The organism is Reinekea sp. G2M2-21 (assembly GCF_015687175.1).
Taxonomy (GTDB): Bacteria; Pseudomonadota; Gammaproteobacteria; order Pseudomonadales; family Natronospirillaceae; genus Reinekea.
This window is the reverse complement of the sequence record NZ_JADPQG010000001.1, coordinates 1790342-1803997: the sequence shown is the minus strand read 5'-3', so window position 1 is coordinate 1803997 and position 13656 is coordinate 1790342. Positions and strand designations below refer to the sequence as shown.

General features: G+C 50.2%; 12 protein-coding genes. 11 read left to right on the top strand and 1 reads right to left on the bottom strand.

The window, feature by feature from the left end:
- The first annotated feature begins 19 nt into the window (after positions 1–19).
- The 9 genes from tcdA to IYN85_RS08175 all read left to right on the top strand — a co-directional run bounded on the left by tcdA (position 20) and on the right by IYN85_RS08175 (position 10454).
- Positions 20–829, top strand: coding sequence for a tRNA cyclic N6-threonylcarbamoyladenosine(37) synthase TcdA (gene tcdA / locus IYN85_RS08215; protein WP_230390527.1), 810 nt, complete (start codon positions 20–22; stop codon positions 827–829).
- A 10-nt stretch (positions 830–839) separates the two neighbouring features.
- Complete coding sequence (locus IYN85_RS08210; RefSeq protein WP_196158315.1) at positions 840–1346, top strand: TIGR03546 family protein; 507 nt, start codon at positions 840–842, stop codon at positions 1344–1346.
- An 11-nt stretch (positions 1347–1357) separates the two neighbouring features.
- Positions 1358–3256, top strand: coding sequence for a TIGR03545 family protein (locus tag IYN85_RS08205; protein ID WP_196158314.1), 1899 nt, complete (start codon positions 1358–1360; stop codon positions 3254–3256).
- 8 nt (positions 3257–3264) lie between these two features.
- The gene (locus IYN85_RS08200) at positions 3265–4086 is read left to right on the top strand and encodes a pseudouridine synthase (protein WP_196158313.1); all 822 of its coding nucleotides are present in this window, start codon (positions 3265–3267) and stop codon (positions 4084–4086) included.
- Between the two features lie 56 nt (positions 4087–4142).
- Entirely contained in the window at positions 4143–5333 is a 1191-nt protein-coding gene (locus tag IYN85_RS08195) for an amino acid aminotransferase (protein WP_196158312.1), read from the top strand.
- Positions 5334–5404: 71 nt separating this feature from the next.
- Positions 5405–7462, top strand: a complete 2058-nt coding sequence (uvrB, locus tag IYN85_RS08190) for an excinuclease ABC subunit UvrB (protein ID WP_304627148.1) — start codon at positions 5405–5407, stop codon at positions 7460–7462.
- 25 nt (positions 7463–7487) lie between these two features.
- The gene (gene pyrC / locus IYN85_RS08185) at positions 7488–8525 is read left to right on the top strand and encodes a dihydroorotase (RefSeq protein WP_196158311.1); all 1038 of its coding nucleotides are present in this window, start codon (positions 7488–7490) and stop codon (positions 8523–8525) included.
- A 15-nt stretch (positions 8526–8540) separates the two neighbouring features.
- Positions 8541–9761, top strand: a complete 1221-nt coding sequence (locus tag IYN85_RS08180; protein WP_196158310.1) for an MFS transporter — start codon at positions 8541–8543, stop codon at positions 9759–9761.
- A gap of 84 nt (positions 9762–9845) precedes the next feature.
- Positions 9846–10454 (top strand): DUF2306 domain-containing protein, encoded by a 609-nt coding sequence (locus tag IYN85_RS08175; RefSeq protein ID WP_196158309.1) that lies wholly within the window; start codon positions 9846–9848, stop codon positions 10452–10454.
- On the opposite strand, the gene IYN85_RS08170 is transcribed toward IYN85_RS08175, so the two are convergent.
- Positions 10451–11347, bottom strand: coding sequence for a LysR family transcriptional regulator (locus IYN85_RS08170; RefSeq protein WP_196158308.1), 897 nt, complete (start codon positions 11345–11347; stop codon positions 10451–10453). The two genes, IYN85_RS08175 and IYN85_RS08170, sit on opposite strands and share 4 nt — an antisense overlap.
- A 100-nt stretch (positions 11348–11447) precedes the next feature.
- Between IYN85_RS08170 and pyrF the strand changes: the two genes are divergently transcribed.
- Entirely contained in the window at positions 11448–12254 is an 807-nt protein-coding gene (gene pyrF / locus IYN85_RS08165; RefSeq protein ID WP_196158307.1) for an orotidine-5'-phosphate decarboxylase, read from the top strand.
- Positions 12255–13073: 819 nt separating this feature from the next.
- Positions 13074–13373 carry a phosphoribosyltransferase family protein gene (locus IYN85_RS08160; protein WP_196158523.1) on the top strand — a complete coding sequence of 100 codons (300 nt, stop codon included), beginning with the start codon at positions 13074–13076 and terminating at the stop codon, positions 13371–13373.
- Positions 13374–13656: the final 283 nt, after the last annotated feature.

The following is a 13656-nucleotide window of genomic DNA, read 5'->3' as shown; positions in this document are numbered from 1 at the left end:
AGTTATGAGTCAAGGTTTCATGAATTTAACAGATCGTTTTGGTGGTACTGAGCGCTTGTTTGGTGTCCAGCAAACACAGGTGTTGGCAAAGAGTCACTTTGTCGTTATCGGGATCGGTGGTGTGGGCAGTTGGGCCGCGGAAGCTCTTGCTCGTACGGCTGTCGGCGAAATCACGCTGATTGATCTGGACGATATTTGTGTGTCCAATACGAACCGGCAAATTCACGCGCTGACAGGCACCGTCGGTCAGATGAAAGTTGAAGCCATGGCGGCGCGAATCCGGTCGATTAATCCTGATTGCCTGGTTCACAGTGTTATGGACTTCATCACACCAGACAACATAGCCGATCTGTTACCCGCCAATACCACGGGCGTTATTGATGCGATCGACAGCATCAAACCCAAGGCTGCGTTAATCGCCTATTGCCGCCGCCATAAGATACCTATTGTGACTACCGGTGGCGCCGGTGGTCAAACGGATCCGACGCGGATTCAGGTGGCTGATTTGGCCCGCACCACGCAAGACCCATTAGCTGCCAGAACGCGTAACCTGTTGCGCCGGCAATATCGGTTTCCTGCGGCTGACAAGGGAAAGTTTGGTGTTGATTGCGTGTATTCAACAGAGCCTTTAGTCTACCCACAGAGCGATGGTAGTGTTTGTGCGACAAAACCCGGCGCGGGAAACAGCACCCGTTTGGACTGTGCCAGTGGCTTTGGTGCCTCGATGATGGTTACCGCCAGTTTTGGGATGGCAGCGGTTGCTCATATTGTGAACAAAGTCCTGAAACAAATTTCACACAGGGCAGAATTGACTGAATCTGGCCAATAAGGGAAAAACGATGATTGATCCGGTACTTAAATTACTCAAGGCATTAAATTCTGAAGTGGGTCCCTGGCAGATTGCATTTGCGGGGGCATTGTCGATGGTCATTGGCTTAACACCTCTGTGGTCTGCCCATAATGTCATCATTCTGTTATTCGCGTTTGTGTTTCGCGTTCATCTGGCGACGTTTTTTGTGTTCTGGGGTGTGTTTTCCGGTGTGGCCTATTTACTGGACCCTTGGTTTCATGAAATCGGTCTGACGTTATTGAACAAAGATTCTCTACAGGGAATGTGGACTGGCTTGTATCAGAACGATGTCTGGTTGGTCACGCATTTTAATCACACCATCACGCTGGGAAGTCTCCTGGTAACCGTGGTGGCCTTTTTCCCCACCGCTGTTTTATTCCGTCTGGGTATTATTCAGTACCGAGCTCATATGTTGCCTTTCATCAATAAGCTGAAAATTGTTCAGGTGCTTAAGGGCTCAAAGTTTTATCAACTCTACGAACGGTTTGACGGGTAAGGGAATCAATTATGAAAATGTTTCGTTGGAGCGGTTTAATTGCCTTTGTGTTGTTTACCACGCTGTTGCTGGTACTTGGGTTTTTCTTTCTCGACGGTTGGATGAAAAAAGCCGTTGAAGCGGCCGGGTTTTCCGTTAATGGCAGCGAAGTGAATGTTGGCGATGTTGACCTGACACTGAACCCATTGGGCTTCCGATTAACGGATGTGGAAGTTTCCGATGCGCAGAAGCCTTCTCACAATGTCTTGCAACTTGGCGATATCAACCTGGACATTAATTTGCCGCAATTGTTCTTGGGTAACGTCCGCATCAATGACATCACGATTGCGGATATAGAAACCAATACAGAACGAAAAACGCCGGCAAAAGTCGCTGTAAAAGAAAGCGACACACCGAAAGCGGAAAGTGCGTTGGTGTCTGATGCAAAGGCCAAAATGTCTTCCGTTGCAAAGCAGTTTCCGGAACCGGCTGACATACTGGATGCGCAAACTCAGAATACCCGAGATGCCGTTAGTAACGCTGAAAATACCATTGAAGCGTCAAAACAGAAGGTGTCTGCCGCAGTCGCTGATCTGCCCGGTGACGAGGATCTTGCCAGCTACAAAAAACGTATTGCGGAAATCAAGTCTATTGAACTGGATTCGCTGGAAAACATTCAAAAAACCCAAGGGTTGCTTAAAAGTGTGAGTACAGACGTGGCGACCGATAAGCTGGCGATTGAGATAGTTAAGCGTGATATCAACAACGCCGTTAAAAACAGTAAGGCAGCCGTGGATGCCATTCTTAAAGCGCCCTCTGAAGACTGGACTCAATTGAAAAAAGACTATCCGCTGAACAAGGACTCGGCGCTAAAGGTTGCTCAGTTGTTGTTGGGCGAGACCTTCTTCGAACGCATCGATCAGGCTAAATATTGGTACGGTAAGGCTCGCCCATGGTTGGCCCGACTGAAGTCAGAAGACACCGTCGAAGACGTTAAGCCGAAACGTCTAGCGGGTGAATACATCCGTTTCCCACATCCTGATCCAACGGCTAAGTTCCAACTGGATAACGGGTTATTGTCCTTTGTTGCTGACGGCTGGCCGTGGCAGATGACGGTCCAGGATATCAGTTCGCATAAAGGCGACCGGTTCAAACCGGTGCAATTACAGTTACGTCGTGGCGATGCTGGGTCCGAAGCTTTGTTGATCAATGGCGTATTGGACCGTCAGAAGGGTCAATCGATAGATACCTTTGATCTGCAAGGCAAAGGCATCGCGTTCAAACGCCAATCCATTGATTTAGCCGGAACAGAATTGACCTGGGTGCCTGATCGCGCAGACGTTAGTGGAAAAATTGTGGCGACGGACGGTGAACTGTCCGGACGTGTCACACTGATGTTTCCGAAAAATGAATTCCAGGCAACAGGCTCCGGCAACGGAACAAAGTTAGTCGCCAGTGCGGTCAGTAAAATAGAACGCTTCAATGTCAGCATTGTGGTGAGCGGTACGATTACCAAACCTTCCTTTAGCGTTGAATCTGATCTGGATAACCAGCTTAGTTCGGCTTTGGGTGACGTTGCGCGGGCCGAATATGAGGCTTGGTTGAAAGATGTTAAAACGCAACTTGACGCCGAGGTTGCACGGTTGCGTAAGCCGGCAGATGACGCTCTGGCTACTCTGGAAGCGCGGCGAGACGAGGTCGAGGCCCGAATTAAACGGTTTGAAGACGAAGTGGAAGCTGAAATCCGCTCGTTGGAGGCAAAAGTAGCCGCTGAAAGGAAGCGACTTGAAGACAAGGCTAAGGCTGAGCTGGATGCAGCGAAACAGAAATTGGACGCTGAAAAACGAGCAGCCGAAGAAGCCGCAAAGAAAGCGGCCGAAGACAAGCTGAAAGAAGAAGCCGACAAATTGAAAGACAAAATTAAGTTCTAAGGGTTGTCATGGAAATAGATGCAGTATTGGAAGTTGAAGCGGGTGATCCGCAAATCGCGATCGATTTTTTGGTCGCAAACGTCAATCTTTCCAAGTCCAGATTAAAAGACCTGATGAATAAAGGTGGCGTATGGCGGGTGTCAAAAACCGGTGAACGCGCACGTATTCGCCGCGCGATGACCGATATTCTGGTTGGCGAGCAGATTGAGATTTTTTACGACGATGCCTATCTTTCGTTGCGACCCATTGGTCCTGAATTAATTGAGGATTTGGGTCAGTATTCTATCTGGAATAAGCCCAGTGGGTTGTCTTTGTCGGGGAGTGACTTTGGCGACTACAATTCCTTCCAACGCGCGCTGGAATTGCATTTTCAGCCAACCCGGGACATTTATTGGTTGCAGGCTTTCGATTACGAAGCCACCGGAATCATGGTGGTTGCACACACCCGCAAAGCCGCCGCTGATTTAACCGTGCAATTTAATCCGGACGGTTACCAGAATGCCATGGTGCATTACCGATGTGATGTGCAGGGGGATTATAACGGCGGCGAAGAGCTCACGACGGATATCGAGGGCGATTCCGCTCACAGTAGAGTAAACAAAGTCCGCTTCGATGCCCGCCCTGATCGCAGTGTGCTGGACCTCTGGCCGACAACGGGAAGACCCTATCAGGTTCGCCAGCAATGCGCACAGGCCGGTAATCCGGTTGTTGGGGATGAGCTGTTTGGTCGCAGCAATGACGATATTGAAGGCTTACGCATGAAAATCATTGAAGTGTCGTTTGTCTGCCCAGTCGATGGTAAAATCCAACACGTATCCCTGCTCAAATAACCCAATGAGTCGCAAGCAGGCACAAATAACCACCTAACCGAGCATAAGGTTGCAATATGTTTGAAAGAGTCGAAAGAGCACCCGCCGATCCCATTCTGGGGCTGAACGAGGCATTTAACGCAGATAATCGCCCGAATAAGGTGAATTTAGGCGTTGGTGTTTTCAAGAATGAGGCTGGCGTTACCCCAATTCTGGACACCGTGAAAGAAGCCGAGCGTCGCTTGCTGAACGATGAATCAACGAAAAGCTACTTAAGTATCAGCGGCGATGTCGAGTACGGCAATCAGGTGCAGGCGCTGTTGTTCGGTGCTGAACATGACATTATCACCAATCATCTGGCTCGTACTGCGCAAACACCGGGTGGTACTGGCGCATTGCGAATCGCGTCCGAGTTTATGGCGCGACAGCTGGGTGTCGAGAATATCTGGGTCAGCAATCCGACCTGGGCTAACCATGGCGCTGTTTTTCACAGTGCAAATATGGGCGTTAAACCGTACCGTTATTACAACGCCGAAACTCAGTCGCTTGATTTCGACGGTATGTTGGAAGATCTGCAGAAAGCGAACAGCAGCGAAGCTGTTCTACTGCACGGCTGCTGTCACAATCCGACCGGCATTGACCCAACACCAGAGCAATGGCAGCAGTTGGCTGATCTGGCCACCGAAAAAGGCTTTGTCGTATTGTTTGACTTTGCCTATCAGGGGTTCGCCCGCGGCGTTGAAGAAGATGCCGAAGGTCTGCGTATTTTCGCCAAGCAGGTACCTGAGTTGCTGATTGCCAGTTCTTTCTCCAAGAACTTTGGACTGTATAACGAACGGGTTGGGGCGTTTACCCTGGTGGCCACCGATCGTACCGTAGCCGATGATGCGTTCAGTCAGGTAAAAACCGTAATTCGTGCAAACTATTCGAACCCGCCCGCACATGGTGCGAAAGTCGTGTCTGTGATTCTGAGCGATGCCGAGTTACGTGCCAAATGGATTCAGGAAGTGGCCGATATGCGCAGTCATATTCATACGTTGCGAAAGCAATTTGTGGCGAAGCTGGCGGAACTGGGTGTTGAGCGTGATTTCAGTTTCATTGAATCGCAAAACGGCATGTTTTCTTTCTCGGGATTAACGCCAGATCAGGTGGCTCGATTAAAAGAAGAATATGGTATCTTCATTGTGGGCAGCGGCCGAATTAATGTGGCCGGTTTGTCATCGTCGAATATGGAGTATGTCTGTAAGGCGATCGCGTCCGTACTCTGATGCGCTCTCCTGACACCATTTGACAGAAAATGGCCGGTTAACATTCAGGTCAGACTCAAGGTTCAGCTATAATGCTGGACCTTTTTTATATTCAGAGTGTGTTGATGAAGCCATTCAAGGTTGTTTCCAAATATGAACCCGCTGGCGATCAGCCTGCGGCGATCGCTAAACTGGTCGAAGGGTTGGGGGCCGGTTTAGCGGCACAAACGTTGTTAGGTGTGACCGGTTCCGGTAAAACCTACACCATGGCCAAAGTCATAGAAGCCGTGCAGCGCCCCACCATTGTCATGGTTCACAACAAGACGTTGGCGGCTCAGCTGTATTCTGAATTCCGTGAGTTTTTTCCGAATAACGCCGTCGAGTACTTCGTCTCATACTACGATTATTATCAGCCGGAGGCCTATGTCCCTTCGTCTGACACCTTCATCGACAAAGATTCCTCGGTAAATGAACACATTGAGCAGATGCGGCTTTCAGCAACCAAAGCGCTGCTCGAACGGCAGGATACGTTAATTGTTGCGACAGTTTCCGCCATATACGGTTTAGGTTCTCCGGAAAGTTATTTGCAGATGGTGTTGCATCTGCGTAAGGGCGATACCATCGATCAACGTGGTTTACTTCGTCAGCTGGCCGAATTGCAATACAAACGCAACGATGTGGATTTTGGTCGAGGCAGTTATCGGGTTCGAGGTGATGTGATCGACATATTCCCTGCGGAATCTGAGTTGGAAGCGATTCGTGTTGAGTTGTTCGATGAGGAAATTGAAGCGCTGAGCCTTTTTGATCCATTGACTGGCGAAATTTTGCAGAAACTGAACCGTTACACTATTTATCCAAAAACGCACTATGTGACGCCTCGCCAAACCATTTTGAATGCCTGTGAAGAGATTGAAGCCGAGTTAAAACTGCGCCTGAAAATCCTGGAGCAGGATAACCGATTGGTCGAAGCTCAACGGCTGGAACAACGGACGCGCTATGATCTGGAAATGATGCGCGAACTGGGGTTCTGTACCGGCATCGAAAACTATTCACGGTTTTTATCCGGTGCCAAGCCCGGACAGGCGCCGCCAACCCTGTACAATTATCTACCTGACAATGCGTTGATGTTTATCGACGAGTCCCATGTCTCAATTCCTCAGATCGGCGCTATGTACAAAGGCGACCGGTCGCGCAAAGAAACATTGGTCGAGTATGGGTTCCGTTTACCTTCGGCATTGGATAACCGTCCCTTGAAGTTTGAAGAATGGGAGCGGGCGGCACCACAGGCGATTTATGTATCTGCGACGCCTTCCAAATATGAGGAAGCGCATACGCAACAGGTTGTTGAGCAGGTTGTGCGCCCGACTGGCCTGATTGACCCGGTCATCGAAGTGCGGCCCGCCACGTCGCAGGTGGATGATGTACTGGAAGAAATCCGCTTGCGTACTGCTGTTGGTGAACGAGTCCTGATCACCACCTTAACCAAACGCATGGCAGAAGACCTAACCGATTATCTGCACGATAACGGTGTGAAAGTGCGCTATTTGCATTCGGATATCGATACCGTAGAACGGGTCGAGATTATCCGGGATCTTCGATTGGGTGAGTTTGACGTGCTGGTGGGTATTAACTTGCTTCGGGAAGGTCTGGACATGCCCGAAGTGTCACTGGTAGCGATTCTGGACGCCGACAAAGAAGGCTTTTTACGCAGCGATCGTTCTCTGATTCAGACCATTGGTCGTGCTGCCCGAAACCTTAACGGTAAGGCCATACTCTACGCCGACCGAATGACCGGTTCGATGGAACGTGCCATCGGTGAAACTGAACGGCGACGGGAGAAGCAGATAGCCCACAACCTGAAGCATGGCATTACGCCGAAAGCGCTTGATAAGGCTGTCATGGATATCATCGATGGGGCACAGCAGGCGCCGGGACGCAAAGGCAAGCTGGCGCGTAACAAGAAGAAAGTTGAACACATTACCGGTGAAGAAGCGAAAACCATCCTGCACATGAACGCTGCTGAGTTGGTGAAGGAAATTACCAAAGTAGAAGATCAGATGCATAAGCTGGCGCGCGATCTGAAATTCGAAGATGCAGCCGGTTTGCGCGATCGGTTACTGGAATTGAAAGAACTCTTGAAGAACCGATAAAACTATTTATTAAACAGGAAACAACATGTCTCAAGAAATCACCATTTTGGCCCCAGACGATTGGCACCTGCATTTTCGCGATGGCGATATGTTACGCGAAACTGTGCCCGCCACCGCGCGCTGTTTTAAACGGGCGATTGTAATGCCAAACCTGGTGCCACCTGTGACCACCGCCGAGATGGCCGCCGACTATAAAGCGCGAATTTTGGCGGCAGCACCAGCGGGTAGCGACTTCCAACCATTGATGACATTGTACCTGACCGATCGAACCAGTGCGGAAGAAATTGCCAAAGCAAAACAGCAGGGAGTGGTGGCGGCAAAGCTATATCCTGCAGGCGCGACGACAAATTCTTCAGCCGCGGTGAACTCTGTTGATGCCTTGCAGCCCGTTTTTGAAGCCATGGCAGAGCAGGGAATGTTGTTGTTGGTGCATGGAGAAGTGACCGACGCGCATGTCGATATCTTTGACCGTGAAAAAGAGTTTATCGATACGCACTTAACTCGCATTGTTCGCAATAATCCCGATTTAAAAGTCGTGCTTGAGCACATTACCACTGCTGACGCTGCCGAATTTGTTTTAGATGCGTCCGACAAGGTTGCCGCGACGATTACGCCTCAGCATTTATTGCTGAATCGCAATGATTTGTTGGTAGGTGGTGTTCGCCCGCATAACTTTTGCTTGCCCGTACTCAAACGTAATACCCACCAACAAGCCTTGCGTGATGCCGTGGCGACTGGCACATCCAAGATTTTTCTCGGTACCGATTCCGCCCCACATGAAAAAGCCAAAAAAGAAAACGCCTGTGGTTGCGCCGGTTGTTACAGTGCCTGGAGCGCAATAGAGCTCTATGCACAGGTCTTTGATGAACTGGGTGTGTTGGACAAACTGGAAGGTTTTGCCAGTCATTACGGCGCCGACTTTTATGGTTTACCGCGTAATACGCAAACACTCACCCTGGTTAAGGAGGCCTGGACAGTGCCGGATGAAATCATACTCCCCAATGGTCAGCCCATCGTGCCTTTTTTTGCCGGCCAAACTGTGCAATGGCGGGTAAAAAACTAGCGAACGCAGCGAAACATGACCAAGAGCATTCAATGGACTGAATTCAGAGCGTTGCTGTCTGCGAACGCTTTGTCGATGATCGGTAATCAATTAACCATTATCGCCATTCCGTGGTTTGTGTATCAATTAACTGGCAGCGCCACCACGACATCACTTGTTGTGGTGGCGGGTCAATTGCCTAATGTGCTTACCGGACTGTTCAGTGGTCACTTTATCGACCGTTTCAGCGCAAAACAGATCAGTCTTTTTTCGGACGCGGTAAATTTCTTTGCGGTCATGTCCATTCCTGTGCTGTACAGCGTTGATGCCCTGAACTTGATTTTGCTGAGCGGTTTGGTTTTTCTGTCACAGGTGATCGATACACCGGGCAGTACGGCTCGCCGGGTCATGGTGCCTGAATTAATCGACCGATGCCGTTTGCCGCGCGAACGCGCAAATGGTCTGGATTCGCTGGTCGAAACGTTCGCCGACCTGGTCGGACCGGTCTTAGGTGGATTGTTGCTGTCGGTAGTGGGTGCCCTGATGCTGTTGGTGGTGGATGCCTTAACGTTTGCACTCTCATTCATGATTGTCCTTTTTGGTGTTCAAGCCAAGAATAAGCCAAAGGGAGAGTCGGCCATATTGCCGCTGTCGCAGGTGTGGAAATGGATGTTTGCGCAGGGGCAAATCTTGAAGCTGGCGCTGTACGATACCGTCATCAATGCCGTTGCCACACCATTATTAGCACTGGCATTACCCTTGTTAGCGCAAGATTCCGGCGAAGCACCGTTTTGGTTGGGCGTATGGTTAGCGTGTTTTGCAACAGGCACCACTTTGACGACTGCGTTGTATACCTGGTTAGGGCACCGGCTATCTGCGCTCACCTTACTGAAGGTCACGCCGCTTGGGCAAGGACTGGGCTTATTGGTTATCCTGCTGAGTATTGTCTGGCAATGGCCTTTATCCATAGTCGGGATCGGGTTGCTTATCTTCGGGATGAATCTCGGGGTTGGCAGTATGGTGGATGCCATCGTGTTGCAGCAACAAGTTCCCGAAGATCGTCGCGGTAGCGTTTTTGCTGCGTTTTCATCACTGCGCTATATGGGGGTTCCGGTCGGGTTGGTAGTCGCTGGCGTGATGATCGACCAAGTCGGGTATGTACCCCTGTTCGCTCTGTTTCTGGGTTTGATACTAGTGCCGTCCTTGCTCTGGTTAACGGAGACATCGTTACAGGGCGCAGGCGACGCCGCTGAATAAAGTCATCTTTTTATCGGTGACCAACAGCAGGGGGCATAGCCCTTGAATTTGGCTAAGCTGCGCTCTTTGTGAAAGGACGTGGCTATGACAAAACTCAAAACTCTATTCAAATGGGGCGGGCTGTGGTTTCTGGTGTTAGGTATCGCCACTTATGCCTTGGTGTTTGCGCTGACTGGTTTCAATGACAGTCCGTTGAAACAAAAATTACTCTCATTACCCTGGACGATGCAGATTCATGCCATTGGTGGTGCTGTTGCGTTGCTGATTGGGTTGTTTCAGTTCAGTGGTTTACGTCATAAGGTGCCGAGCACGGTGCACCGCTATCTCGGTCGCGTATACGGGGTAGCCGTTTTGGCCTCCGGTACCATGGGCTTAATCATGGCAACCCGAGCCGACGGCGGCTTGATAAACGCATTAGGGTTTGGGAGTTTGGCGGTGATGTGGATCGTCACCCTAATTCTGGCTTGGTACGCCATTCGCCATCGACAGCAACAACGACATCGATATTTCATCACGCTCAATTACGCATTAACCTGGGCCGCGGTGACCTTGCGCGTTGAGTTGCCCATTCTTAGTGCGTTCTTCGGTTTTGACGTGGGTTATCAGATTATTGCCTGGCTGTGCTGGGTGCCGAATATATTGCTTGCGGCATGGTGGTTACAGCGCAAACAGGTCAAAATGCTGCCTGCTTAAGTGAGCAGAGACATCAAAAACTTTATAAAGGCCTGAAGTTTGAGAGATGGGTGTCGGCTGTAAGGGTATACCAGGTACCAATCCGGCCCTTTGGTTTGATAGTCGGTTAACACACTCTCCAATTGACCCTTCTGAAGTGCCGACGACAGCAGGTATTCTGGCGCATGAATGACACCCGCGCCATTAATGGCCAATGACAGCAAAAATGCGCCCTGATCCGCACTGACCTGATTGCTTGGAAAGTGCCGGTACAGGCCGTGTTCGTTTCGAAATTCCCAAGGACGAACATACTGCGTGACGTTGTCTTTGTAACCCAGGCACGAGTGTTGTGTCAGCTCCTCTGGGGATGTTGGTCGACCCCTGTTTGCCCAATAGTCGGGACTGGCTGCCGTGGTAAAGGTTGGATGCGGGAGCTTCTTAGCCACGAGCCTTGAGTCGGGCACCACATGGAAGCGAAACGCAAGATCGAAACGCTCTTGTATCAAATCGACGTGGCGGTCCGTTATTTCCAGATCCAGAGTTATGGCCGGGTGTTCCTTTAACCATTGCGGCAGGGCTTGCGCGATGACCTGATTTGCGAAGGATATCGGCAAGCAAACCCGTAAATGACCACTTCCAGACAGATTCTGTCCAGTGACGAGTGCGCGTGCGTCTTGTGCCGTCGACAGTAATTTACAACATTGACTGAAAAACACCTCGCCTTCCGGAGTCAAGGTAATCAACCTTGGTGAACGGTTAAACAGCTTGACGCCAAGGTTGTCCTCCAAACGGGCGATGGCCTTGCTGACGGCCGATGGCGTTTGCCCGAGTTGTCGACCTGCCTCTGTAAAACTGTTGCTGCGGGCAGCAGTGATAAAAGCAGCCATACCTGAAAAGGGATCTGTTTGACTCATTGTGACAATTTGTCTAAATGAAAAGGAGTTGGACCATACTATTATAACTTTGTTTCATCAATACACTGGTTGTTGACTTTTAAGGGACAGGAGCAAGTGAATGACCTTTTATCAGCGGTTGAATCAAGCGTGGCAGGACACGGGCTCGTTACTGTGTGTGGGCATCGACCCCCAGTGGTCGGCTTTGGATGACAGGCATCGAGCCAAAACCCAGCCATTTTTAAGCTTTACTCAGGACATTGTTCAGCAAGTGGCCGGTAATGTTTGCGCCGTAAAGTTTCAGTTTGCGCACTTTGCGGCGGAAGCCCGCGATCAGGAACTATTAGACGCAATCTCCTTCGTTAAACAACATTTTCCGAAGCTGGTGGTGATACTGGATGCCAAGCGCGGTGACATTGGATCAACCGCGGTCTATTACCAGCGGGAAGCGTTTCAGCGTTACGCCGCAGATGCGATTACGTTGAACCCTTATTTAGGGTACGACAGTGTGCAACCCTTTGCAGAGCAGCCGGATCGTGGCTGCATTTACCTGTGTCGAACCTCAAACCCAGGTAGTGATGAATTTCAGTCGCTGGTATTGGAAGCTCAGCCACCAAAGATGCTTTACGAACAGGTGGCAACTAACGTAGTTACGCGATGGAATCATCAAAACGCTATGCTGGTTGTTGGCGCGACGCACGTCGATGCCATCCGTAAGGTTCGACGCATTGATGGCGATGTTCCGTTGTTGGTTCCCGGCATTGGGAAACAGGGAGGCGACTTGGACGCAGTTTTGCGTGCAGGTTTAACGGCGAATGGTTCTGGACTATTGCTTTCAGCATCCCGCTCTATTATCGAGGCAAACGACCCTGCTGAGTCAGCACAGGCATTGAACGCTGCTATCAACAGGTATCGCACTCATGGATAAGTTAAAGGCGGATGTGGAGTTAGCCTGTTGGTTGGATGGAGGTTTTGGCCATCGTTGACATCGAGGGCATTCCCAATGGCACTGAACTTAAGCTTATTTTCGTTGTGTCTGAAGCTTTTGTATTATTAGGTGATCTGGTTTCACTGGGAGATTTTCGCCGTTAAGAGCCTAACCGGTCCGATGATTCGAGCTCGGTCCTGAACAATCCCAGCCGCCTCAAGCGTCTGATCACACTTCTCAGTTCCGTCTTCCACAAGACCTTCGCGACGGCCACCAAAACGTCGGACCGCCATTTCCGACTCACTTAATCTTGAACAACCTATGAGACGCGAATTGCTTCACGAGGTCGTTTTAAAGGCGGTGAGACAAACGAATGAGTTGCCTTGTTGATAGATATTTCCGCAGTCCATTTCTGTGAAGCCAATTATCGAGTAACCTCATCGCATTCCATTCCATTCCATTGCAGACACAGGCGTAAATAACCATTTCGTCGCATCTGCTTTGGCTGACTAAATTGACACGTCGCAACGGTTTCAAGGGCATGGATGCCCTTGCAAGCGCCGCGCGTGCAGGGACGCACGCTCAAGCGACCGTTTGAAGAAAGTGGCAATTAATTCAGAAAATCAAAGCGGGCGACAAAAGGGGGTTCAAGGGGATCGCCCCTTGGAAAGAAAAACCTCCGAAAGATTCTTTCGTTAAGATCTACAAACGGATCGTAAGATCTGACCGGTTCTTCATGAAAAGTGATTCGCAGTTTAACCAGGCCGCAGGTGCTCTCGAAATAAAAATTTACAAGCTAAGTAAGCTTAGGCAAGTACCATTTGGGGTATCCCTATTGCGACGGCGTTGAGTCTTAAGCTTAATCTGCCCGCGGTTTACGTCCGAAAACAGGCAAAAACATTCGGAATTTGTCGGCAGGTGGAGGGTGTCTCGGTGACCGGTAAACGAGTGTTGGTTGTGGAAGATGTGATCACCACAGGCGGGGCCGTTAAGCTGGCGATAGATGCTTTGTGCAAACATGGTGCCGACGTTGTCGGCAGTTTGGTGGTGATGAGCCGTTCAAACCCGATGTTAACGCATCTCGGCGGCAAGCCGCTATTCCAGTTGTGGCCGAATTAAAGGGCTGCTGGCTCGCAAGTGTCCTGAGTTAGAAGTTCGCATGAATTCAGCGTGCCATTCAAGCTTTATAGCTAGGCGTGTCTCGCAGTCAATGGTTATTCCATTGACAAGGGACAGAACGACGCTAGAGAGCTTGAATGTCGCGCCCGAAGGGAGCTCATGGAAAACACGATTACGGCGTTGCTCTTCTTGAAAAGATCTCGATATTCTCTACCAAGAGCGCCTTGAACTAGCGCTTCCCATGAGCTCTGAAACGATACGAATTTCCGACTCAGGACACTAG